The sequence below is a fragment of the Planktothrix pseudagardhii genome, assembly GCF_904830925.1.
Classification (GTDB): Bacteria; Cyanobacteriota; Cyanobacteriia; order Cyanobacteriales; family Microcoleaceae; genus Planktothrix; species Planktothrix tepida.
Map to the genome: position 1 here is coordinate 3,533,007 of NZ_LR882967.1, position 22,657 is coordinate 3,555,663.

Genomic DNA, 22,657 nt, shown 5'->3' on the forward strand with positions numbered 1-22,657 from the left:
GTCATCTGGAAATAGGACGTGTGGTGATTAACACCTCACTCCTTCACATCAGAAAGGCAAGTTACGAAGCGGTTTGTTGAGTACGCGGTGGCGGGTGGAGGTAGCGGGTGTCAGAACATACAACGGTCAACTCTCAGCGCTCAACATCCTCAACTCTTTTCATGATAATTGATTCAGTGAGGGTCGTCCGATAGCCCCTGCAAATATCCAACCATCGGGTAATATTGCCCCTGTTAGGATTACTTCTGTGCCGTTGGCCTCATTAACAACAGCACCCTGAAGAGTAGCATAGGAAAGATCAGCCTGTGTTAAATTTGTCCCACTCAAATTAGCATCCTTCAAATTAGCACGAACCAATTGCGCCTGACTCAAATCAGCATGACTGAGATCTGCACGACTCAAATCACAAGAATTCAATCGAGTCTGTTGTAAATTAGTGCCAACACATTTGACTCGCTGTAGATTAGCACCTGTCATGTTAGCTTGGCTTAAATTCGCCACTACTAATTTAGCGTAATTTAAGTTAGCATGGGTGAGGTTGGTTTGTTGAAGATTCGCTCCAATTAAATTAGCATGACTTAAATTCACCCCCGTTAAATCGAGAGCGGATAGATTTGCGCCTTGAAAATTGCGATCGCCATTCTTATATCTTCGCAGCAGTTCTCCGCCATCGGTGATGCTAATATCCCGTTGGGGGGGAAACCGTAAACGAAACGTTAAAGTATTTCCGCTTTCAATGACTCGTGCTAATTCTTCATAAAAAGGATAGGAACCTAAACCGCTTAACCTCAGCCAACCCCGTGAACGAGTCATCGCCACAAATAATTGATTACGGAAATTAAGATTATTTTCAGCAACCGCAATTTGATCTAAACCCACCAAATAAACCATATCAGCTTCATGTCCTTTCGCTCGATGAATACGAGAAATAGTTACCCCGCCTTCACACCAAAATTGATTCGCATGGGCATTATTAGAAGTCGGTTTGAGAATATTACAGTCCGGTGTTCCAGGGATAAAAATATCAATTCCTTGCTGCATTAAAAAGTTAGCAATCTTGGTTTCAAGTTCTATCGCTTCCCATCCCATTCCTAAAACAATGACTAAAATTTCTCGACTGGGACGCAAGCCATCAATTTTTAAGTTATATAGAATGCGATCGCTTAAGGCGGTTAATTCTTCGGAACGAGAACGATAAGCTTCAAATTCAATTAAAGGTTTTTTCCATAACGCTGATACAGGATTAGGTGAATTGTGTTCAGGACGATAAAGGGTAATCGTTTCGCCCAATTTTAAAGGAGAATTGTGGGGATCATTTTCTGGTTCTTTCAAATTTGTTAATATGACTTTATACCCCATCGTTTCCCAATCTTCTGCCCACTTCATTCCGGTTAATAATCCTTGCGGACGCAATAACCCCAAACCAATCCCATGAGCCGCCGTTAAAATCGGGGCTGGAATCCGATAACATCGAGACATAATCTCTGTTTTTTTAATTCCGTTGCCATATTCTCCCGTAACTAATTGTCCCCACTCATCTCCAAATAATTCACTCGCCGTCGGCACTTTTAAACTTTCTAAACTTTGAACTTCATCATAAGCCCAAATCAAGCGTTTTTGAGGAATTTCAGAATTATTGTCTTCTTCCCGATGAACAGGACGTAAGGCTTGATACGCCATCCAATAAAAGGGCTGTTTTCCCTCAAATTTTAGATCTTCCTCAACAATAAAATCCTGACCTTCATCAATTAAAATAGCATCAAAAATAGCGGGAATCGTTGCCGATGCTAATAAATGATAACAAGCTTCTGCTAAGGCTTCATTCGCGTTTGAACGAGTTGTTTGTTGAACACTTTGGCTCCAAACTCCCGCAGCTTGACAAATGGTGCGATAAAAACCGGGTTGATCCTTTGCCCCCCAAGCATGAAGAACTTTTAATTTAGAATTCTGGGGATCATACCTGATTTGATTGCAACTAAATCGCCTTAACCATTGATCAATTTGTTGTAAAATTGGATCATATAAACTCCGACTAAAAAATACAAACGCAATATCCCATTCAGGATTTTTCAGGTGCATTTGTGCTGCTTTTTGACACAGTAACACCGTTTTTCCTGAACCCGCAATTCCCCGAATTCGTTGTGGCCCTGGGGGGATCACTTTGGCAATTTGTTCCTGTTGTAAATCCAGTTCAGAAATACGTTGTCTAGCAATAGCTAAGACCGCACTGCGGGTTAAAGCGGTTTCTAAATCATCCGTTTGGCTGAAAAAAAAGCGACGAGTCGGTGGACGAAATAACGGTGTTCCACTAATGACCGCCTTTAACAGTCCCCATTGTTCCTCAGAAAGTTCACTTCCCCGCGTGACTAACGGTGCATTCTCAATTTTTTCAATTAAACTGGAATCTTGACCGTTGACAGGTGACGGTTCCGAGAAAAAGGGTGTGTTTGCTGTGATCGAAGATTCGACCCCCTTAAACCCCAGATCCTCTTGAAATAGAATAGGAGGAGAACTCGGCAACCGATCAAATCCCCGGCATTGCCATTGAGAGTGAAGAATGCGAGGTAAGGCGACGAGGACACGACCCGGAACCTTCTGATGCAGAATCTCTTCTAAATTGCAATAGTCCAGTAGGGCAAAGAGTTGATGTTCTGCCTGTTGATAGGGGTTCGCCTGGGTCGTATAAAATTCTTGGAGTTCCCAACGATGACCTGTAATTCCCAGAATTTGCTCAATCGTTATTGATTTCACCTCAATAATAATTAATCCCAATTCTGCATCTACGATTAAAATATCCGGTTCTTTCCGAAAGGTTCCCAATTTTGAGAAAATCGGATAACGCCAATAGGCAATACAATCTCGTGGCTCAAAGCTTTGACAAATCGCCATCCAGACTTGAGATTCGGCTTTTTCTCCTGCCATAAACAGGGGTTCAGTAGTAATAAATTTACGATCTGGGGACAAAGATTCTCCCATTATTTTTAGGGTGTTGGGAACAGAGGAAAGGAGGAGACAAGGAGTAGGGTGCATCAGCGCGACTCGCCCACACCAACAACAGTCAACCCTCAACCCTCCCTAGTTCTACCTTAAAATCTAAGGAAAAAAGTGATTTTTTGGAAGATAATAACTAGGAGCAAAACTCTTGCAACAACAGGACATCTTTACTATTCACCCTAAAATTGTTTCTGACACCATTCTGATGATCTAGGTTTTGACCTTCCTCAGAGTGTCAACTTATCTCAACCTCTGTTAACTTTGTTTTACCTGATATCCACTAAGCGTCGATCACAAACTCAATTGAGTCTCATGGCTCCTTTTTATCGCCTGACCTTATTTGTATTCGCTTGTATTGCCTACTGTGGTGGAACGTTCTGCTTCAGTGGGAGTGCGGTTGCGAAGGTTGAGAACGAAACCCAACATCTCACAGACACAAACAGCCATCTCTTTACCCGACCCCTCACGGCTGGGTCAGATTTAGAGCGTTCTGCTTTATCCTGGCAAATTGCCCAAAGCAACCCTGAAAAACCACCAGCCAAAAAGCCTCAAAAACAGCCCCCTAAAAAATCATCTTTCCGCTTCCCCTCACGGATGTTAATCCTAGGGGTAGGAGCTTTAGTGATTACGGTCGGAGCCATTTTAATCTTAATTCGGCTGATCAGTCCTCCTAATGAGGATGAAGGTACAGTGGTGGATATTGAGGCGCAAACGGTTCCAGAAAATCTCCCTGAACCCCCAAAAATACCATCTCCCCCACCATCGGTACAGGTTAAAGCCATTACCCAGGGACAGATGCAAGTTTCTCCCACCGTTCTCCAACGGTCACAGCCTCCGGCTCCTGTAGAACAGAATGGTTATCGAGACGCGACATTACAGGTTTCTACCCCCGATACCCCATCCGATCAACCGACGACCTCTGAAAACCCCCTAGGAGCGAATATCCCTGTAACGGATACGGTCAATCTTCACCCACCCTCCTATGGACTGAGGCTTGATCCCCAGGAACGATGGATTAATGATTTAAAACAGACCAGTCCTGATATTAGAAGTAATGCAATTTGGGAACTGGCACAAGCAGGAGATTCGAGAGCCATTCAACCGTTATTAGAGTTATTAATCTATTCTGATTCTAATCAACGCAGTTTAGTTTTAGCTGCCCTCTCAGAAATTGGAACTCGCACGTTAAAACCCCTGAGCCGCGCCTTAAGTTTGTCTCTCCAAGATGAAAATGCCGAAGTTAGAAAAAATGCTATTCGAGATTTAACCCGAATTTATGATTTAGCAACACAAATGAATCAAATCTTACAGCGAGCTATGGATGATCCTGATCCTGAAGTTAAAGAACTAGCTAAATGGGCAACCAATCGATTAAGCCGCCTCCGTTCTGTTTCGACCCACGATGAACCTCCGAATTGAAGGTAAGGCGGTAGAACAGGGAATTTCAAGCTAGTTTTTTCTGAAAAAAATTATATAGCAATACGCATTACAGTCAGGACACTTTTAAATCCTATTCCCTGTTGCCTCTTGCCTGTTGCCTGTTCTCTTCTCTAAACCACCGTTTTCCGCAAAAATAAGATTAAAGCTTCACTGATTTCTTGAGGCCAATGTTCTTGGGGATAATGTCCGGCTTTTTCTAATGTCACAATTTCAGCCCCAGAAATTCCGTTTGCAAAGGTTTTAACATCGGTAAACTCTAACCAAGGATCGATTAATCCCCAAATAATTTGAGTCGGATGATGCCAATTTTTAAACCCAGATTCAATTTCAGTTAGGGCATCTTTTAACCGTAAATTTTTTAAGGTTGCTAAGAGCGATCGCCCCGCAGCAGATGCTTTTAAAAAGGGACTCCTATAAACTTCTAAAACTTTATCCTCAATCACATATTTACTGCCACCTTCCAAAGTACGATCCACTAATAACGGATCTTGAGTCATCATATCTCCCACAAACGGTAACGCCATTTGTTGTAATTTCCAGGGAAGTTTAGCAGAAGTTGAAATCGGAGTATTGAGAATAATTAATTTTTCAATTTGTTCAGGATGACGGAGCGCATATTGTAATCCCATTGAACCTAAAAATCCTTGCACAACTAAAGAAAATTTTTCTACTTTTAATTGTTTTAAAAATTCCTCTAACCCTTGAATAAAGGCATCAGGAGTATAAGCAAAATCTCGTTTATCCGGTTTTCCTGAATATCCCGATCCAATCCAGTCCGGTGCGATCGCTTTATATCCTTGTTTTTCTAATTCATCCATCACCACCAACCAACTATAACTCTGAGAAACTAATCCATGCAAAAACACCACAGGAATTTTATCAGTATTTTCCGGATTTGTTTCCCGATAAAACCACTCTAAAGATCCAACTTTAATCTCATTTTTAGTAATTGACATGATAGTTTTAAACCCTAAATTAAATTAAATTACCTATTGCCTATTCGTAATTCGTAATTCGTAATTCGTAATTCCCTATTCCCTATTCCCTGTTCCCTGTTCCCTTCCCCAAAACAGCTGTAGAGACGCTGGATTCAACGTCTCTACACAGGTTGAAATCATGAAAATGAATCAAAATTTAGAAGTTCATTTCAGCCGCTTGAACTTTCTCAATCTGTTTCTTCTTCATCACCAGCATTACTTGAGCTAACATCACCAAGGCGATAAAAGCAATTAACCCAGTAACACGAGTGGAACTTTGCAGAACGATTTCGGTATCATGTTGACCAAAGCCACCGACGTTGGGGTTATTGGTTAAAGCATCACCGGCGGCAACAGTTTGGCCTTCAGACACAATCACAGAAGGGCCAGGAGGAATTTCATCCACAACGGTTTGACCGTCCGCCGTTTGAATCGTCACCTGGGAACCCGCTCCCTCTTCGGTGGTCACTTGGGTAACGGTTCCAGCAACGGAAGCTTTATAAAGCGTATTATTGCTAGAATTTCCAGCCGGATAGACTTGACCGCGACCCCGGTTTCCTCCGACATGAATCGCAAATTTACCATAGTGAACAGATTTATCCGTTGCTGGGTCAGGAGACAACACCGGGAAGATAATTTCCTGATGTTCTTCCCCAGGTAACGGCCCCACAATGACCACATTTTCTTGATCTTCGCGATAGGGTTGGAAATAAAGATCCCCAATTTCCTCTTTCCATTCTTCAGGAATGCGATCTTCAGGAGCAATCTTAAAGCCTTCGGGCAGCATTAACACCGCACCGACGTTTAAACCTCCTTTGCTACCATCTCCAAGCACTTGCTGAACATTGGTATCGTAAGGAACTTTAACAACCGCTTTAAAAACAGTATCCGGTAAAACAGAATGGGGGACTTCAATTTCTGTCGGCTTGGACGCTAAATGGCAGTTCGCACAAACAATTCGTCCCGTCGGTTCACGGGGGGTCAGGGGTGCTGTTTCTTGCGCCCAAAAGGGATAAGCCGCAGCAGACTGGGGTAGAGCAAAATCACCCCCAAAGAAGAAAGCGACGGCAGCAACAGCAACCCACACTAACTTCCACAGCCTAGAACGGCGTACAGTTAGGCATTGATCAATTTGTCGCATAAAAGATTGTTCTATCTCTCTCAAAGTCAACCTACTGTTTCATATTTAGATTTAGATTCCAGATTTTAGAAACCCAAGCCCAAATCTAAAGCCTAAAATTTATTAAGACCACCAGGGATTTTCACCCGTGCGGAAGTCGGTTTCTGTCCAAGGAGTAAAGTTCAATTTGTCGTCATCCGTAACGGTGGCGTGAACCAATGCTAAGGATAACGGTGCTGGCCCACGAACAACTTTACCCGTCTCGTTATATTGAGAGCCGTGACAGGGACACATAAATTTATTTTCGCTGGCGTTCCAAGGCACCACACAACCTAAGTGGGTACAAACCGCATTGATTCCATAGTCCGCTAAGGAGGAATCCTTTTCAACCACCATGTAGGTTGGATCGCCTTTCAAGCCTTGGGCTAAAACACGATCACCGGGTTTATGGGTGGATAAAAATTCACTAACGATAACATCGTTACCCAGAGCATCTTTAGCCGTAACGCCACCACCTGCGGCACCACTAGCGGGAGGTAGAAAATATTTGACCACCGGATACAGTGCACCGACAGCAACGCCTGTGACTGAACCGAAGGTTAGTAAGTTCATGAATTGACGACGCCCCATGCTTGGAGCATCCGAGGTTCCTGAAATTTGAGTCATCTCAACCTTACTGGAGAACGGAAACCGCGATTTTAACTCGCGGAGGAAGTATTATTTGCAGTTTTTCAACTGCGTCCCCTTTTTCAGGGGTAGATCGAAAGAGATACGGAGATCAATCACAAAAAGGATTGCATCTGATTGACTGGAAAACCTGACTCACTCCGCTTGACAACGGCAAGCCCGATCTTCGTTCACTAAGCATTATCACATTATTTGTACCGCTCAACGAAACTTAAGTTAATGATTTCCCCTCCCTCTGCTTCTGCTTTTCTCACCCTGCTTCCCTGGCTCTGTTTTTGGTAATCTAATGTCAAACACAACATCTTAAAGTTAATGAGTGTTACATCTTTTCGCCCTTTGAGGGGGTTTCAGGTTCCTTCTGTGTCAACGGCTATGACTTTTTGTGGATTAGTCCTGACCGTTTTATTTTTATTAATCGCAGTATTATCCCCGTTATTTTCAACTTGGGGATGGATACAAAGTCCTACAGAATTTCTGTCTAATCCTATCCATCAACCGCCTTCTCCGCAACATTGGTTTGGAACCAGTCGCTTAGGATATGATGTCTTTTCTCGGACGTTATTTGGAACTCAAGTGGCTTGGCAAGTGGTGTTATTAGCAACGCTTTTGAGTGTGGGAATTGGGGTTCCTTTGGGAATGGTGAGTGGATATTTAGGAGGAAAAATAGATCGGGTTTTATTATTTTTAATGGATACGATTTATACGTTACCTGGATTATTACTTTCCATTACTTTAGCATTTGTTGTTGGCAAAGGGGTTTTGAATGCAGCGCTGGCTTTAAGTGTCGCTTATGTGCCTCAATATTATCGAGTGGTTCGTAATCATACGACTTCGGTTAAAACCGAGTTATTTATTGAAGCCGCCCAAGCATTAGGAGCAAATACTTGGACAATTTTAACTCGTTATTTATTTTTAAATGTCATCCAAAGTGTTCCTGTCCTCTTTACATTAAATGCGGCGGATGCAATTTTAACGTTAGGAGGATTAGGCTTTTTAGGGTTAGGTTTACCGGATGAAGTTCCCGAATGGGGTCATGATTTAAGAATTGCGTTAGAAGCGTTACCCACTGGAATTTGGTGGACAACCTTATTTCCAGGTTTGGCGTTAACAATTATGGTCGTTGGTTTATCTCTATTAGGAGAAGGATTAAATGATTTTCTTAATCCTCGTCTTCGCAATCAACGTTAACCAAATCAGAACATTTCCCTTCTTCATCATTCCCTAAAAAAATAGCTGTCTTCGATTAAGTGGGACAGCTTTGAAAATTAATATTAAATCCTTAAATGTTTGCTACGCATCTAGTCGCTGTAGAGACGTGCCATGGCGCGTCTCTACAAAGGTTTATAGCACTACGCATTACGGTTAGGACATTTATGAATTCTCAAACCCTTTCACTTCTTACTGTTCCCTGTTCCCTGTTTCCTGTTCCCTTGCGCGTAGCGCTATAGGATAATAATCTGTAGCATCGATTTCAGGATTTAATATAAGAATTTCTACTTTTTAAATTTTGATTAAAACACTGTTTTTTACCCTAAAATTATCTCCCGCTAACCCTAGTGGGTATAGCGGGAGTCAAGAACGCTGTAATTTAGATAGGGTTTTTATTCTAAGCTCACATAAGATGGCTTGAATCACGATTCTACGGTTTCCTCCGAAACTTCTGTATCTAAGTTATCAGGATCAACGTAATAACAAACGGTATCATCAACGCAGATCAAGGCCCAGCCCGATTCATCAATAGTTTTCAATTTATAGGCTCCTTGTTTAACAAAAAAGCCTTTGTGATTACGGGTTTCGGGTTTGACAAAAACTTGGCTATCCATAGTCATCTCATCTCCTTAATTTAACTATCAAGTTTTTTGTGAACGGTTGATTATGATTGTTAATGACTGAAGTTACCAAATACTATCACTGTTTTTTGCTTTTGTTTATGAATTTATGTAATTTTTTGTTACATTTTCTCAATACTTCCTAAGAGTTCCTGGATTTTTAGCCCTTTTCAGTCATTAACAGCCATTTTCCCCCAATTCACCGCAACCGAAATTTCTCAAATATTGCCTGAGTTTCTGTGCATAATTACCTAGATTATTTCATCAGATGCACAAAAATAGGTAAAAGTTCCTTAACCTCCAAACAACCATTGTTTAACTTTTATTAAGGATTTCCAATTTGGTTTGCGAGTTAATCCATCTTCAAAATTTTTAGTGATTTCCTGCTGCCAATCCGTATCGACTAATACCAGTTGACTCGCAAGTTCAACGTGGGAACGCACCCCCGTTTTCCCTAACTCCAACATCGCCGTCGCTAAATTCACTCTGGCTTGAGGATCATGGGGATTGAGTTTAACGGCTGATTTTGCCGCGTTATAAGCTAATTTGGGTTTATCTGCTAACAAATATAACCACGCTAAACTTGTCCAAGCATTACTATTTTTAGGAGCCTGATTACAAATTTCTTTAAACACCGGAATCAATGTTTCTGGGTCTTCACCCGCTTGATACCGTTCAAAACCTTCCTTAAATAATTCTTCTGGAGTTGTCATCGAAAATTTTGGGTAGAAACCCCGTCCTAGAAGGACGGCTTTACGTTAATTTGAACTAGGATTAGAATAATTAAAGCCACGATGACCTTAATTGACGGGTGAGATTCCCAGTGGTGGGACGCTCTAGTTAAAGGGCGTTTAACCGAAATGGTTGAACCGGTGTTGACACTCTAGTTCTAGCCCCCACAAGCAGAAACGATTAAGCGAGTGAGTGAAAAACGACTTAAAAGTAGGCTCAGACCCTGCGGGGCGAGAGAGTAGAGGCAATTGGCATCGCCTGTCGCACGACACTAGAACACGCCTAAGAAGGGTTTTGGGAGTTGTGGTTCGAGCAATGACCATCGGGTTATCTCCTTCTAAAGAATCCTCGCACTTATAGGGCGAGGTGTGTCAAGAGTCGTTGTACATTCAAAATATAGCGATAGGTTAAACCGGTTGATTTCTGCCGGATTCATGACCTATCGCTAATTGCCAATCTTTAATTATAATCTAAAACGCGAAAGCAATCTATAAAAATTTTGATGACTCAGACAGAAACTGGGTTTCTGAATCAGAAAGGTTGATGCTCATCAAACAACAACTGCTAGAAACCCGGTTTCTTAACTCTTAGGTCGCAAAGGATTTACCACAACCACAGGTTTGAGTGGCTTGAGGATTTGTAAACTGGAACCCACCCCCAATCAAAGCATCTGTATAATCGAGGACTAGGCCGTAAATGTAGAGTAAGCTTTTGCGATCGCAAACGACCTGAAACCCTTCATAATCAAAGACTTCATCATCCTCGCGAATGGTGCTAGGGTCAGCAAAATCCATTGCATAGGACATTCCAGAACAACCGCCTTGGCGGACTCCCACGCGCAGACAAAGATCTTTTCCTTGCTTTTCGCGCAGAAATTGAACTTGCTTAATCGCTGATTCCGTCATCTGAACCCCTTGCGTTGGGGTTTGAGTCGCTTGTGTCATGGGTTGGCCTGACTCCTTTTGTAAAGTTTTAACTGATCAAAAAATAATGGTGTTTTGATCCGGCTTCTGTATTCCTGATATTTTATCGCAGACCACCGTTGCCGGGTAATGGATCTCTAATTAGGGATAAATCGGTTTGGAGACTTTCCCTCATTAGTTGTGCTGAATTCTCGAATCGTTATTATAGTAAATATCACTTATAAAAATCTTCTATATGTCTGAAGCCCTGCTAGATAGCCGATTAAAAAGAAAAATTAATAAGCTTTTAGACAACTTTACTGTAAAAAACGTTAATGCCATTATTGAGTTTATTCAAAAAAATGATAGTATTATCCCATTGCTTTAACAAAGTATTTCAAAAATAGGAAACCTCTCCGATTCCGAACCCGCCGCCCATACAATAAGACGGTAGGGATATTAACTCTACCATCTACCCTAAATTTTTAAGACAGGCGCAAATTTCGATGATTCAAGGTCAAGCCAACATTGAACTTGAGGCGTTACAAGGATATTATATACAAGTGGATGAAAAGTCTCCGATTCAGTTACCTGACATGAACCGAGATTTTTCCCATCCCTACTATTGGTCAGGGTTTACAATCGTTGGGAGTCCTTGGTAAGGGTGTGGTGTAAGATTTTGGCTCTCCTGGCCTAAAGTGACGGAGTTTTCAGGAATTTTTCTTATAAGATGGAGAAAGCATTGCATTACAATATGGCAGGTTCAGCCATTGGTTGTGCGGCATCATCATAACTGGTGAAACTACCCAACAAGAAGATTAATTTGATGGCACGTCTCAATCACTCAACCCTTCGTCGGCTTCAAAATTTACCCCAAATTCCCAGTGTGTGGGAAGGGGATCGACGTCCCATGGCGACGGATACGAATCCTAGTATTGATGCAGACTCCGAAGCACCGGGCGAATGTATTATTTGGGTGGACGGTTCTCAGGGGATGGTGCGAGCAATGGATATGGTTCCAACGGATATGGGGCCAGAAGCAATTGTGCGGACGTTATTACGAGCAATGGAACATCCCCAAAGTCCCGCACCTGTCGCTCGTCCTCAAAAAATAGTCGTTAAAGATCGCGAAATTCAATTTTTCCTGCGGGGTGTTCTGCAAGATTTAGAAATTGTGATTGAATATGTCCCGGATTTACCTCTAATTGATGAAATTTTTCGGGGGTTGCAAGAAGTGGCGGAAAGTCGCCCCCCTCAACTCCCTCTGCAATATGCGGAAATTGTTACAGAAAAAGCTTATCAGATTTGGAAAGATGCGCCTTGGGAACGCTTAGGAGAACATCAAATTATTTCCATTGAATTGAATCTCTTTGGAATTGATACCTTATATATCTCTACCTTGGGTAAACTGGGGATGGATTATGGGGTATTAATGTATCGTTCTTTGGACTCGTTAAAACGGTTTCGAGAGCGAGTTGTGAAAAATAAATCCTATGATAATTTAGAAGAAGCTTTTTTAACTCAAGATTGTTTATTTGTCACCTTTGATCGAGAAGATGATTTGGATGAAGACGAAGATGAAGATGATTTTATTAACCTCGCCAGCTTACCTTTATCGGAAATTCAACCGAATTTTGGTAATCTTCATCCCTTAGAAGGATTACGTTCAATTTTGTATGATGAAGAAGCGGCTGTTGTTTTAGTGGCATTAGAAGCACTACATCGATTTTTACGCGATAATACTCAAAAATTAGTTCGATATCAATTCCCCAGTCTTAACCGTCGGTATCGGATTCCGATTAATTTACCCGATGGGGAGAAAAAACAGGTATCGGTGAAGGTGGAAACCTTACCTGATATTGCCGATGAATTAGCTGCAATGACCTCTGATGACGAATCAGAAGAAGAAGAACTAGAGGTAGAAGTTCCTCGGTTACGCGATGATTTAGTTCCTCCTAAATCGTTCTTAAGTTTAGGTGTTGTTCCTTGGGAAACTGCCAAATATTTACGAAGTAATACCCAATTTCATCAAGCCGCCGAGGGGGAAATTCCTGAAATTGGAGATGGTTTACCAGTGGTTGTTATTCAAACCTCTAAACCCAAAGCAGAACTGTTGATTCGCAGTTTACAAGAAGCGGGAGGACTCGAAGGTATTTGTTTTAATCCGGGTGAAGACCCCATGGCGGGACGCAATTATGATTTAGGAATTTTGAAAACCGAAGATGGAGATTTACATTTATTTGGAGAGTTTATCGAAGATGATCCCGTTCATCAAGAAGCGCGCAAAAAATGGGAACAACGGTGTAAAAAAACCAAAGGTTGGTGTGGTTTAATTATTGCGATGGGATTAACCGGAGCTTCACGGGGTCAACCTCAATTTAAGGATATGATGGCATTGTTAGAAGTTCGTTCTATTCCTTCTCAAGAGTTAGGTTTAGGGCCATTACAATTAATTCCAGCCCCGTTTTAAAAATATCTCCCAAACCCCCCTAAAAAAGGGGGGAATTGATGGATTAAGAGTTAGGAAAATCAATATTTTCCTATTAATTCCTGTTTCTAAAAATCCCACATCACCGGATTATCATCTAAATGATCTGTAACAGTCCGCCCAATTTTGTCGATTTTTGCTAAATCTTCGGGGGTGATTTTAATAGTACCAGCATGAGTATTTTGTTCAGCTTGTTCTGCATTTCTGAACCCGACAATTGCATGAGTTTGGGGTTGGGAAATTAACCAAGCGATCGCTAATTGCCCTAATGTACATTGATAACGTTCTGCAATGGGTCGTAATTGTTCTAAGGCATTTTGTACCCGTTGATAATGGTCTTTATTCGCAAATAATTTATTTTTAGATCGATGATCTCCTTCCGCAAATTGATGATTGGGGCTGAATTTTCCCGTTAATAATCCTTGAGCTAAGGGAGAATAAGCTAAAATAGAAATCTTTTGTTCAATGCAATAAGACATGGCATCTTGTTCGACCTTTCGCCAGAATAAAGAATAAGGAGGCTGTAAACTTTCAATTCTTCCATATTGGCTGGCTTCTTCCAATTGTGTTCGGGAAAAATTAGAAACCCCAATCCCTCGAATTTTTCCTTGTTCTTTTAAGTGATTTAAGGCTTTCATTGTTTCTTCAATCGGGACTATTTCTGAATTGAAAGAGCCTGATGGCCAGTGTATTTGATATAAATCAATATAATCGGTATTCAGATTTTTTAAAGATTGTTCACAAGCTGCAATCACTTGATCATATTTCAAATGATTAGCAAATACTTTACTCGCATAAACGACTTGATCTCGGACATCAGATAAAGCTTGGGCTACAATTTGTTCCGAGTGCCCTTCTCCATAGACTTCTGCTGTATCAATGGTTGTAATTCCCGCCTCAAAACCAGCACGAATTGCTTTAATGGTTTCTGCATCTTCAATTCCTACCCACATTCGTTTTCCGGCTTGCCAAGTTCCGATTAAAAGGGGAGTAATTAGAATATCAGATTGACCTAGAGTTCGTTTTTCCATATTGAGTTTCCTAGTTTCAGGTTATTATTATATATAATATAATAGAAAATCAGCATCTATAATTATAATGATGAAAACTGTAACAAATCATGCTCTTAAAGAATGGAATATTACCATTCAAGCCTTAGAACAAGGTGAAACAATTATGTTATTGAGAAAAGGAGGAATTCGGGAACACAACGGGAAATTCAAGGTTGATCAGAACAAAATTCTGCTCTATCCCACCTTTGAACATCAAAAACCCACTTTATTAAAACCTGAATATGCTCATCTTGTAAAATCTGTTTCTTCGGGTTGGCATCCTGAAACCGTTAAAATTAGTAGTTTTGCAGAAATTACTCATATTTTATCATGGAATAATTCTCAAGATGAGTCTTTGATTCATTCATTAATCAAGTTTCATATTTGGAATGAAACCTTTGTGCGCGATCGCATCCAATTTAAACCTCAACAGCCTCTTTATATTCTATTATTGAGAACCTATAAACTTTCTCAAGTTCATGAAATTCCTTATCATCCTAGTTATGGCGGATGTCGTTCTTGGATTGATTTACAGCAACCGATTTCATTAGACAATAAAGTTCCTGTTTTAACTCAAAAAGACTACGACCAAAAAGTATCAATGATTGCTCAAATTCTTCAAGCTTCGTAGTGAGGGCTTTAGCCCTAAATCCAGATTAATAAGGTTTTAAAGACATAATTTCTGAAAAACATTAAAGATTCATATTCAATCGATAGAATTCCCCAATCAAACCCTCTGTATAAAAACATACCGCAAATAAAAAACTCTGATCAAAAATCAGATTTGGGTTGAGGATAATCCTCATGGTTATTTCAGATTATTCATACTGTTGAAGAATAAGAATCAAAGGATCAATCTTTGTAATTTTAACAACTTTTAATCGTGAAATTGATGAGTTTATATAGCTATAAAACCGTTTATTTTCGAGGATATGATGCTAGAATTGACTCCTAGCAGGGTCAGTTTTTCAAGGCTATCTTGATTGCAGAACTGCTACTCATTGGGTGTAAGGAGGTGAGACAATTCAGGAAATCAAACCTAAGACAGCCAAATAAGTGTAAGAAAACGATTTTTAAACCAATCTCATCTAAAACTATCAGATCAGGAAATCAGACTGTAAATTTTTGGAAGCATTATCTCTTTTAGATTTGAGCTTCTACAAAATTTAGGTTTTGTAATTTCCCCAAAATTTCATCGGTTTATTATCCTTTTTTTGAATTTCAGTTGTTTGGCTTTTATTCCTGACGGTAATGGATATCGCATCTACCCCCGTTTAACATGAAAAATTCTCGATCGCCTTCCAGAACCGATACCTGGGTTGGAAAAGTAATAGATCAATTTCCTACTTTTATTATCGGATTTTTTACTGGATCACTGATCACGGTTTATGGAACTTTGACTCAGATTGATTTATTAAGCCATCTGAATGCTGATCCTAATATCCTGAATTTCTATCAACAATTATTGGGGTTATCTAATGATATATCAGAACAAAATAAACAATATAGAGGATATATTGAAAAGCTTAATATTAGTGTAAATCCCAATACATTAATCATTCATGTTTTGCCCAAATCTATTTGTGAATCTGCTATTTCTGAAGGAGATCGTGTACAAGTTTTACCTCCTGTTGAGGTGATTGGTCAACAAAATTCTGCTCAAGATACAGAATTTAATTTATTTAAACAGCGAATCAATCAAATTATTAGTGATGGGTTTGGGTCTATTGAAGTTGTCACTCCTGAAAATCAATTAGCACAAATTGAAATTAATCTACTCAATGAAGAACAAAATTGTGTGAGGAAACCTAAATATATTCAAGAGTTAGAAAAACTCCTAGAGCAGAAAAAGTGGAAAGCCGCCGATCAAAAAACAAATCAGGTTTTACTGAAAATTACGAATCGAGAAAGTGTTGGTTATTTGGATGAAGATGCTATTCAAAAAATGTCTTGTTCCTATTTAAGAACGATTGATCAGTTATGGAAAAAATACTCAGGAGGGTTATTTGGATTTAGTGTTCAAAAGCGAATTTTCGTGGAAACCGAAAATCAATTAAAGGAGGATGCTTTAAACCGATATGATCCCAATGCTTATATTCATTTTACGGATTTAGTTCGATGGATTGAATCGGGAAAAAATGGCAAGGAGAAATGGAAAAATTATAATGAATTAACTTTTTCTTTAGAAGCACCAGAAGGCCATCTTCCTCGTCTAAATCAACTTGAGAAAGGAATGAAAATGGAATCCAATTATCAGCTTTTTTCTCCCAATGCGCTTCCCTTGTCTTCTCAAGAAATTAAAGCCAGAACTTTATTTTTTGCACGAGTTGATACTTGTAAACTTTAGATTCATCTCAGAATGTGAGGAGGTAGGGGAACTTAGGGGGGATGAATTCATCTTCTGAGTTAGTTACTATAGAAAGGCATCTATAAAATTAGTTCATTTGAGGTTAAAGTGATCGCAGTATGCCTATTTCTCGCTATTTACTGTTAATTTTTGGGATTTGCTTGATTTTAGGGTTAATGATTTGGCTGATTAGTTCCCTATCGGCTCTTTATACTCAGGTAATTTGGTCAGCGAATCCGATTTTAGCCAATTTGCTGCTCTTATTATTAATTGTATTATTAGGATTGGCTATTTTTGCCTTTTTTTATTATACTCGATTATTCCAAAAATCAGGAAAATCTACCAAAAAACGGCGACCTTTAAAAATTCCTTTAGATAAAACCGAAGCGGCGGAAGAATCCCTTAAATCGTTAAGACAACAGGTGACTCAAATTCAAGATGAAGTTGCCAAACAAGCGTTATTAAGTCGTTCTCAAGATATCGCTTCCGAATTAGCGAAAGGGAATATTCAAGTGGTCGTATTTGGAACAGGTTCGGCGGGAAAAACTTCTTTAGTGAATGCTTTAATGGGTCGAATGGTGGGAAAAGTTAACGCACCCATGGGAACCACAGAAGTTGGAGAAACCTATCATTTACAATTAGAAGAAATTGAACGGGAAATTTTAATTACAGATACCCCTGGAATTTTAGAAGCGGGAATGGGGGGTTCTGAACGAGGAACATTAGCACGTTCGTTAGCAACGGATGCTAATTTATTAATCTTTGTTGTGGATAATGATTTAAGACAATCAGAATATCATTCCTTACAAGCATTAGTTGAAATTGGCAAGCGATCGCTGATTCTTTTAAATAAAACTGATTTATATCCTGAAAGCGATAAAACCCTGATTTTAGCTAAACTTCGAGAGCGAGTCAAGACGTTTTTAGATCCCAGTGATGTTATTGCTGTAGCTGCAAATCCGCAATCAATTCAATTAGAAACGGAAGAAATGATACAACCAGAACCAGATATTATGCCCTTAATTCGACGAATGGCAATGATTTTAAGAGCAGAAGGAGAAGAATTAATTGCTGATAATATTTTACTACAATCTCAGCGATTAGGAGAAGAAGCACGACGATTAATTGATAGCCAAAGAAAACGGGAAGCTGAAAAAATTGTGGAGCGATTTCAATGGATTGGTGCAGGAGTCATTGCTGTAACGCCTTTACCTGTAATTGATTTAATTGCAACAGCAGCAGTCAATACCCAAATGGTGATAGAAATTGGTAAAATATATGGCTGTGAATTAAATATAGATCGGGGTCGAGAATTAGCATTATCTTTAGCCAAAACTTTAGGCAGTTTAGGAGTGGTGAAAGGAGTGATTCAGTTAGTCTCAACAGCGTTACAATTAAATATAGCAACCTTAGTGGTCGGACGTGCGATTCAAGCGGTGAGTGCCGCTTATTTAACCCGCATTGCAGGGAAAAGTTTTATTGAATATTTCCGCCATGATCAAGATTGGGGAGATGGAGGAATGACGGAAGTAGTACAACGACAATTTCAGTTAACTCGCCGGGATGAATTTGTAAAACAATTTGTTCAAGATGCCTTTGCTAAAATTATTGAACCCCTGAATTTAACGCCAGAAGCAGAAGAGGAAGAATTGGAGATGGAAGTGAATCCAGAACCTTTATTAAAGCGTTATATAGAAGATTGGGATGAGGGAAATACGGTTGATCGTCCTGATTGGTAATCCGCCGAAAATTCTCGATAATAGTCGATTTGCAGATCCCCCTAAATCCGCCTTTCCCAAATTCATAATTCGTAATTCCCTATTCCAATTGCAGTTGTCGTTGAACTTTAACTAAAGTGCGATCGCCTCTGATTAATTGATATTCAGCCTTCCAAGTTCCGGGGGTTAAAGGGGATTGAGGATTATTTTTTTTCCCCACATAACCAATCCAAGTTTTACTCGATTCATTCACAAAACTTTCATTATTAACAACTTTTATTCCCTGGGAATCATAAAGATTAAAAATCATTTTATCTCCTGTTAATACCCCATAAACCTGTACCCAAAATAACAATGCTGGACTATCTTGGGGTAAAATAGTTTCGTTAAATTTACCCTGCCATAATTCATCCATTGTCGGAGGTTGGGTCGAAAATCCAGCCCGAATTAACCCCGTTGGAATATAAGCTAAAGATTGTTCCCAAATGGGGTTACGAGTCACGTTACATCCGGCTGTTGCTCCTGGCCCCACAAAGGGATCAATCACTTCGCCGTTATAACGAATGGTGAGATGAACATGGGGAAAGGATGCTAACCCAGAAGCGCCAACTGATCCTAAAATTGTCCCTTTCTCAACGGTATCCCCCGGTTTAACCCGCAGGCTTCCCTGTCGCAAATGACAATATTGAGTTTCCCACCCCGCACCATTGGGCACAGAGCGATGGTCAATAACAACCCCATTGCCACATTCTGTGCCTTCTACGGCGGTTTTATCCGCTTCCTGTGCAATGCGTTTGTCAACCACGCCATCTCGGACTCGTAACACTGTCCCCGCCGCCGACGCCACCACCGGAACCCCTCTGGCCATGGCTTGTTCGTCTGGTATGGCAAAATCCGTGCCTTGATGACCATCATAGGTTTGCCGTCCACAGCCAAAATCAACGGCATTGGGACTAGGATCTCGATCTGGGTATAACAAAATAAAGCAATCTTCACCCAGTTGGCAATCAATGGGTTGACCAAAACGGGGGGTTTGAGGCGTTTGGGTAATCAGTTGTTGGGTCATCCCTTCCGCCATCGTCTGAGCTTGTTGCAGAGAAGACTCAGCCGTTTGTGTGACATGAGGACTCCAACAACTGACTAATACCATTAACCCCAAAGTCAGGAAGAATGCAACCCCGTATTTTTTAGCGTTTGATATCCTTATTAATTTCTAGGATTGAATTTATAATTTACCGGAAAAGAATATCCGATTGTAAGGTTAAATTCAGGTCTTCACTGGGACGAACCACCACAACATCAACTTTCCGACGTCCAACGAATACTCCGGTAATGGCACCGAGTCCCGCACCGCCTAACACTTCTTCAGTAGCGATCGCATTATCCCCCACAACGGCACTAATCGCCGTCGCTGCGGCTGCTCCAATAGCTGCTCCCCCTAGAATAGACCGGGCTGAAGCTCCTTTGCGAATGGTTTCTGTGCGAGTCACCACTTGAGAATTAGCATCTAAGCGGAACCTTTGGCTGGCACTAATAATCACTTCATTAGCGACAAATTGAGATCCCCCGGAAGCGGGTTTTAATTGTCCGACAATTTCAGCCCCTGCGGGAATCCAGACCCGTCCCTGAGTTGTAACCACATCCTGTGCTACGGTGATAGTTAAGGGTACGGTTTCATTGGGCATGACGACAATTTTTTCAGCTTCGGGATATTCGACTGAAATTACAGTTCCTGCTAAGATTCTATCCCGTTGTAAGGTATTGGGAAAGGATTGAGCCGTGGCTGTAATTCCGGGCAGTAAAGGTATAGCCACCGCCGTTGTTAAACCGAATGCTAGGAAAATTGACAATCCTGAACGCGAAAATTGAGAACTGAACATAAACACAACATCCTTATTTGTTCTTGAGATTTGGATTCATCCTTATATAACCTAAAGTCGATAGAATTGCTGTATTGTTCCTTTTGGAATCCTGTTTGACCCGAAAAACTACGGTTGTCAAGATTTATACTTGCCTTTTATCGTTAATTATATTTTCAAATAGGATTGCTATATGATGACCCAAAGACTCAGGATCGTTACTTGGAATTTGGAGCATCCAAAACCAAAAAGCTGGAAAAAGACACCAGCAGTATTAGATCAAATTCAAACTATAAATGCTGATGTTTGGATCTTGACGGAAACCAATAATCTTGCTGTTGATTTATCAAAACAGGGCTACTTCAAGTTCTCATCAATTGAATATCAAGATAAAAGATTGGAGCAAAATGCTTACACCACAATCTGGTCAAGAATACAGGCTCCTACTGAAATGCTCACAACATTTGATCCCATTCTAGCTGTCTGTATCAAAGTCAATTTACAAGGTTACAACCTGTTAATTTATGGGACAATTATTACCTGGCACGGTGATCGCGGAATAGATGGAAAATCAAAAAACTGGGAAGAACATTACCGATCAATTGAACAACATGGAAATGATTGGGAGCATCTGGTGAAAACCAACTCTGATTGCAAACTCATAACTGTCGGAGATTTCAATCAAGCCAGAGATGGTTCACGTTGGTATGGAACTCAAAAAGGAATTACTTTATTAACGCAGGAGCTAAAACGTAACAATCTCGTTTGTTTAACTGATGAAGTTAAGCCCAAAGAACGACATAATATTGACCACATCTGTGTCAGTTATGAATTGCAACCCTATTGCCAAGTTGGCTTTTGGGAAAATATTTCCGATAGCAATGTAACCATGAGCGATCATAACGGCGTTTTTGTTGATGTGGAATTGCAAGTATAACGTCAGTAAACAACATTACTAATCTAATTCCTGTTCTAATACATTAGCGATCGCTCGTTTTGTATTTTCGCTAAATTCTCGCACATTTACCCGATTTAATAAAATAATTGCCAGCATCATTCCGATGGCTTGAACTGTAAAAACCGTTCCATAAGCTAAAACAGGAACCTGAAAGATCGCCCGTCCTAAATCTAAAACCGCACCCCCTAAAACCGTTGCTAATCCTCGCGCCATTGCTTGAGCTAAACCCCAAGCTCCAATAAAAGTTCCGGCTGTTTCAGCTAAGGTTAAATCTAACATTAAATTAATCGCTCCCGCCGTTAGAATTCCTGAACATAAACCAAAGCCTAATAATGACCCTTTTAAAAAGACAGGGTTAGCGGTAAACCCTGCTATAATGAAGAATATTAAACAAATTGAAACTCCGACACAACCAATTTTAACTGTATTTTTTTTACCGAGACGAGGAACCATTAAAAATCCCGTTGAAGCAATGCCAATTAAGGTTCCTGTTCCAAAAAACGCATTTAATTTTGTGGTTTCAGACACACACATTCCAAAGACTTCACCCCCATAGGGTTCTAAAATTGCATCCTGCATAAATAAGCTAATGGTCATCACCAACAAAAAGGTAAAAAATAATCCGGTTTGGGGACTAGCGGTTAAAATTTTAAGGGCACGATTTAAAGTAATTTGATCTTCGCGTTCCACAACAGTAGAGCGCAATTGGTAACGAGAGAACCGACGTTCAATACCGATGGTTGCAATCACGGATAATCCGATCACCATTAACGGTACAATGATAAATAACGGAGTAACAGAGGCTTGTAATTCAGGTAAATTTGTGGTTGTTGCTATGGGGTTCTCGGTCAAAATCGCAGCCCCACACAGTTCAGGACGATGAAGAATTTTAGAACTGATAATGGCTCCAATGACAATTCCCACCATTAACATTGACCAAACAATACTAATTAATTTAGAGCGATTATCTTCATCGGAAACATCAAATAAAAGGGCAGTAAAGGGAGTGGAACTCGCACTTAATGCTAAACCATATCCGGCAAAAATAAACGCTAATAAACCAGCCCATAAATAAGCGATTCCATTAAATCCATTGGCTTGAATACTAGCCCCTAATTGCCAAACCACTTGTATCGCTAAAAATGAAGCACTGGTAAATAAAATTAACCCAATCCATACATAGCTACTGCGATGATATCCCCATAACGGTTTGGTATCGGACATCTGACCAAACCACACCCTAGCAGGAGCAACAAATTGGTGCATTGCGATCGCCCCTGCTGCAATTAACGCCGGAACTTTTAACTCATCAATCATAATTCGGTTAATCACACCCAGGGTTAGTAAAGACATAATTCCTAACCCCATTTGATACAAACCTAACCGAAACATGGTAAATAGAGGAATGGGGGGCAAGGGTTTACCCTCTAGGGGATTAGAGGTTGAGGATTGCTCTGAGGAATCACCGATTTTCATGGGTCGTGAGTTAAGACAGCAAGAAGGAAAAACAACTCATTTTTAACAATTTTATTAAAATTTAGGCTGAGTTGCATT

The 22,657-nt window shown here is 40.3% G+C and carries 19 protein-coding genes; 8 read left to right on the forward strand and 11 right to left on the reverse strand.

All coding sequences use genetic code 11. The features are described 5' to 3' along the window. Positions 1 to 159: 159 nt before the first annotated feature. Positions 160 to 2,976: a pentapeptide repeat-containing protein gene (locus NMK36_RS14905; RefSeq protein WP_254174070.1), complete on the reverse strand. Its 2,817-nt coding sequence runs from the start codon at positions 2,974 to 2,976 to the stop codon at positions 160 to 162. 330 nt (positions 2,977 to 3,306) lie between these two features. Here NMK36_RS14905 and NMK36_RS14910 point away from each other — a divergent pair, with 330 nt between their 5' ends. Further along, a complete protein-coding gene (locus NMK36_RS14910) occupies positions 3,307 to 4,413 on the forward strand; it encodes a HEAT repeat domain-containing protein (RefSeq protein ID WP_072719431.1) in 1,107 nt (368 codons plus the stop codon). A 131-nt stretch (positions 4,414 to 4,544) separates the two neighbouring features. Here the strand turns inward: NMK36_RS14910 and NMK36_RS14915 are convergent, their stop codons facing one another. From NMK36_RS14915 to petC, 3 genes are all read right to left on the reverse strand, one after another. Next, positions 4,545 to 5,390, reverse strand: coding sequence for an alpha/beta fold hydrolase (locus NMK36_RS14915; protein ID WP_072719430.1), 846 nt, complete (start codon positions 5,388 to 5,390; stop codon positions 4,545 to 4,547). 178 nt (positions 5,391 to 5,568) lie between these two features. Continuing rightward, on the reverse strand, positions 5,569 to 6,552 hold the full coding sequence (petA, locus tag NMK36_RS14920) for a cytochrome f (RefSeq protein ID WP_072719429.1): 984 nt from the start codon (positions 6,550 to 6,552) through the stop codon (positions 5,569 to 5,571). Positions 6,553 to 6,654: 102 nt separating this feature from the next. Beyond that, complete coding sequence (petC, locus tag NMK36_RS14925; protein WP_254174071.1) at positions 6,655 to 7,197, reverse strand: cytochrome b6-f complex iron-sulfur subunit; 543 nt, start codon at positions 7,195 to 7,197, stop codon at positions 6,655 to 6,657. A gap of 393 nt (positions 7,198 to 7,590) precedes the next feature. Between petC and NMK36_RS14930 the strand changes: the two genes are divergently transcribed. Continuing rightward, the gene (locus NMK36_RS14930; protein ID WP_245824248.1) at positions 7,591 to 8,406 is read left to right on the forward strand and encodes an ABC transporter permease; all 816 of its coding nucleotides are present in this window, start codon (positions 7,591 to 7,593) and stop codon (positions 8,404 to 8,406) included. A gap of 443 nt (positions 8,407 to 8,849) precedes the next feature. Here the strand turns inward: NMK36_RS14930 and NMK36_RS14935 are convergent, their stop codons facing one another. The 3 genes from NMK36_RS14935 to NMK36_RS14945 all read right to left on the reverse strand — a co-directional run bounded on the left by NMK36_RS14935 (position 8,850) and on the right by NMK36_RS14945 (position 10,723). Then, the gene (locus NMK36_RS14935; protein WP_072719426.1) at positions 8,850 to 9,047 is read right to left on the reverse strand and encodes a hypothetical protein; all 198 of its coding nucleotides are present in this window, start codon (positions 9,045 to 9,047) and stop codon (positions 8,850 to 8,852) included. A 293-nt stretch (positions 9,048 to 9,340) separates the two neighbouring features. Continuing rightward, a complete protein-coding gene (locus NMK36_RS14940; protein WP_072719425.1) occupies positions 9,341 to 9,760 on the reverse strand; it encodes a tetratricopeptide repeat protein in 420 nt (139 codons plus the stop codon). A 606-nt stretch (positions 9,761 to 10,366) separates the two neighbouring features. Then, on the reverse strand, positions 10,367 to 10,723 hold the full coding sequence (locus tag NMK36_RS14945) for a HesB/IscA family protein (RefSeq protein ID WP_254174072.1): 357 nt from the start codon (positions 10,721 to 10,723) through the stop codon (positions 10,367 to 10,369). Between the two features lie 464 nt (positions 10,724 to 11,187). Between NMK36_RS14945 and NMK36_RS14950 the strand changes: the two genes are divergently transcribed. Both NMK36_RS14950 and NMK36_RS14955 read left to right on the forward strand, forming a co-directional pair. Further along, complete coding sequence (locus NMK36_RS14950) at positions 11,188 to 11,343, forward strand: hypothetical protein (protein WP_186440364.1); 156 nt, start codon at positions 11,188 to 11,190, stop codon at positions 11,341 to 11,343. A gap of 164 nt (positions 11,344 to 11,507) precedes the next feature. Next, a complete protein-coding gene (locus NMK36_RS14955) occupies positions 11,508 to 13,151 on the forward strand; it encodes a DUF6930 domain-containing protein (RefSeq protein WP_072719423.1) in 1,644 nt (547 codons plus the stop codon). A gap of 86 nt (positions 13,152 to 13,237) precedes the next feature. Here the strand turns inward: NMK36_RS14955 and NMK36_RS14960 are convergent, their stop codons facing one another. Beyond that, positions 13,238 to 14,200: an aldo/keto reductase gene (locus tag NMK36_RS14960; RefSeq protein WP_254174073.1), complete on the reverse strand. Its 963-nt coding sequence runs from the start codon at positions 14,198 to 14,200 to the stop codon at positions 13,238 to 13,240. A gap of 67 nt (positions 14,201 to 14,267) precedes the next feature. Between NMK36_RS14960 and NMK36_RS14965 the strand changes: the two genes are divergently transcribed. From NMK36_RS14965 to NMK36_RS14975, 3 genes are all read left to right on the forward strand, one after another. Further along, the gene (locus NMK36_RS14965) at positions 14,268 to 14,852 is read left to right on the forward strand and encodes a DUF1802 family protein (protein ID WP_072719421.1); all 585 of its coding nucleotides are present in this window, start codon (positions 14,268 to 14,270) and stop codon (positions 14,850 to 14,852) included. Positions 14,853 to 15,500: 648 nt separating this feature from the next. Next, positions 15,501 to 16,568 carry a GUN4 domain-containing protein gene (locus tag NMK36_RS14970; protein WP_254174074.1) on the forward strand — a complete coding sequence of 356 codons (1,068 nt, stop codon included), beginning with the start codon at positions 15,501 to 15,503 and terminating at the stop codon, positions 16,566 to 16,568. A 119-nt stretch (positions 16,569 to 16,687) separates the two neighbouring features. Further along, the gene (locus tag NMK36_RS14975; RefSeq protein WP_072719419.1) at positions 16,688 to 18,307 is read left to right on the forward strand and encodes a YcjF family protein; all 1,620 of its coding nucleotides are present in this window, start codon (positions 16,688 to 16,690) and stop codon (positions 18,305 to 18,307) included. A 79-nt stretch (positions 18,308 to 18,386) separates the two neighbouring features. Here the strand turns inward: NMK36_RS14975 and NMK36_RS14980 are convergent, their stop codons facing one another. Both NMK36_RS14980 and NMK36_RS14985 read right to left on the reverse strand, forming a co-directional pair. Continuing rightward, the gene (locus NMK36_RS14980) at positions 18,387 to 19,436 is read right to left on the reverse strand and encodes a M23 family metallopeptidase (RefSeq protein ID WP_254174075.1); all 1,050 of its coding nucleotides are present in this window, start codon (positions 19,434 to 19,436) and stop codon (positions 18,387 to 18,389) included. 82 nt (positions 19,437 to 19,518) lie between these two features. Next, a complete protein-coding gene (locus NMK36_RS14985) occupies positions 19,519 to 20,166 on the reverse strand; it encodes a hypothetical protein (RefSeq protein WP_254174076.1) in 648 nt (215 codons plus the stop codon). Positions 20,167 to 20,338: 172 nt separating this feature from the next. Between NMK36_RS14985 and NMK36_RS14990 the strand changes: the two genes are divergently transcribed. After that, positions 20,339 to 21,082 carry an endonuclease/exonuclease/phosphatase family protein gene (locus NMK36_RS14990; RefSeq protein WP_254174077.1) on the forward strand — a complete coding sequence of 248 codons (744 nt, stop codon included), beginning with the start codon at positions 20,339 to 20,341 and terminating at the stop codon, positions 21,080 to 21,082. A gap of 18 nt (positions 21,083 to 21,100) precedes the next feature. Here NMK36_RS14990 and NMK36_RS14995 read toward each other — a convergent pair whose 3' ends face one another. Continuing rightward, positions 21,101 to 22,579, reverse strand: coding sequence for a BCD family MFS transporter (locus tag NMK36_RS14995; RefSeq protein WP_254174078.1), 1,479 nt, complete (start codon positions 22,577 to 22,579; stop codon positions 21,101 to 21,103). Between the last annotated feature and the right edge of the window lie 78 nt (positions 22,580 to 22,657).

Coding starts and splice junctions, on each gene's coding strand:
- NMK36_RS14940 (WP_072719425.1), bottom strand. CDS start 9,760: ATGACAACTCCAGAAGAATTATTTAAGGAAGGTTTTGAACGGTATCAA.
- NMK36_RS14960 (WP_254174073.1), bottom strand. CDS start 14,200: ATGGAAAAACGAACTCTAGGTCAATCTGATATTCTAATTACTCCCCTT.
- NMK36_RS14985 (WP_254174076.1), bottom strand. CDS start 20,166: ATGTTCAGTTCTCAATTTTCGCGTTCAGGATTGTCAATTTTCCTAGCA.
- NMK36_RS14910 (WP_072719431.1), top strand. CDS start 3,307: ATGGCTCCTTTTTATCGCCTGACCTTATTTGTATTCGCTTGTATTGCC.
- NMK36_RS14970 (WP_254174074.1), top strand. CDS start 15,501: ATGAAAAATTCTCGATCGCCTTCCAGAACCGATACCTGGGTTGGAAAA.
- petA (WP_072719429.1), bottom strand. CDS start 6,552: ATGCGACAAATTGATCAATGCCTAACTGTACGCCGTTCTAGGCTGTGG.
- NMK36_RS14965 (WP_072719421.1), top strand. CDS start 14,268: ATGATGAAAACTGTAACAAATCATGCTCTTAAAGAATGGAATATTACC.
- NMK36_RS14955 (WP_072719423.1), top strand. CDS start 11,508: ATGGCACGTCTCAATCACTCAACCCTTCGTCGGCTTCAAAATTTACCC.
- NMK36_RS14980 (WP_254174075.1), bottom strand. CDS start 19,436: ATGGTATTAGTCAGTTGTTGGAGTCCTCATGTCACACAAACGGCTGAG.
- NMK36_RS14905 (WP_254174070.1), bottom strand. CDS start 2,976: ATGGGAGAATCTTTGTCCCCAGATCGTAAATTTATTACTACTGAACCC.
- NMK36_RS14975 (WP_072719419.1), top strand. CDS start 16,688: ATGCCTATTTCTCGCTATTTACTGTTAATTTTTGGGATTTGCTTGATT.
- NMK36_RS14995 (WP_254174078.1), bottom strand. CDS start 22,579: ATGAAAATCGGTGATTCCTCAGAGCAATCCTCAACCTCTAATCCCCTA.
- NMK36_RS14930 (WP_245824248.1), top strand. CDS start 7,591: ATGACTTTTTGTGGATTAGTCCTGACCGTTTTATTTTTATTAATCGCA.
- petC (WP_254174071.1), bottom strand. CDS start 7,197: ATGACTCAAATTTCAGGAACCTCGGATGCTCCAAGCATGGGGCGTCGT.
- NMK36_RS14915 (WP_072719430.1), bottom strand. CDS start 5,390: ATGTCAATTACTAAAAATGAGATTAAAGTTGGATCTTTAGAGTGGTTT.
- NMK36_RS14950 (WP_186440364.1), top strand. CDS start 11,188: ATGATTCAAGGTCAAGCCAACATTGAACTTGAGGCGTTACAAGGATAT.
- NMK36_RS14945 (WP_254174072.1), bottom strand. CDS start 10,723: ATGACACAAGCGACTCAAACCCCAACGCAAGGGGTTCAGATGACGGAA.
- NMK36_RS14990 (WP_254174077.1), top strand. CDS start 20,339: ATGATGACCCAAAGACTCAGGATCGTTACTTGGAATTTGGAGCATCCA.
- NMK36_RS14935 (WP_072719426.1), bottom strand. CDS start 9,047: ATGACTATGGATAGCCAAGTTTTTGTCAAACCCGAAACCCGTAATCAC.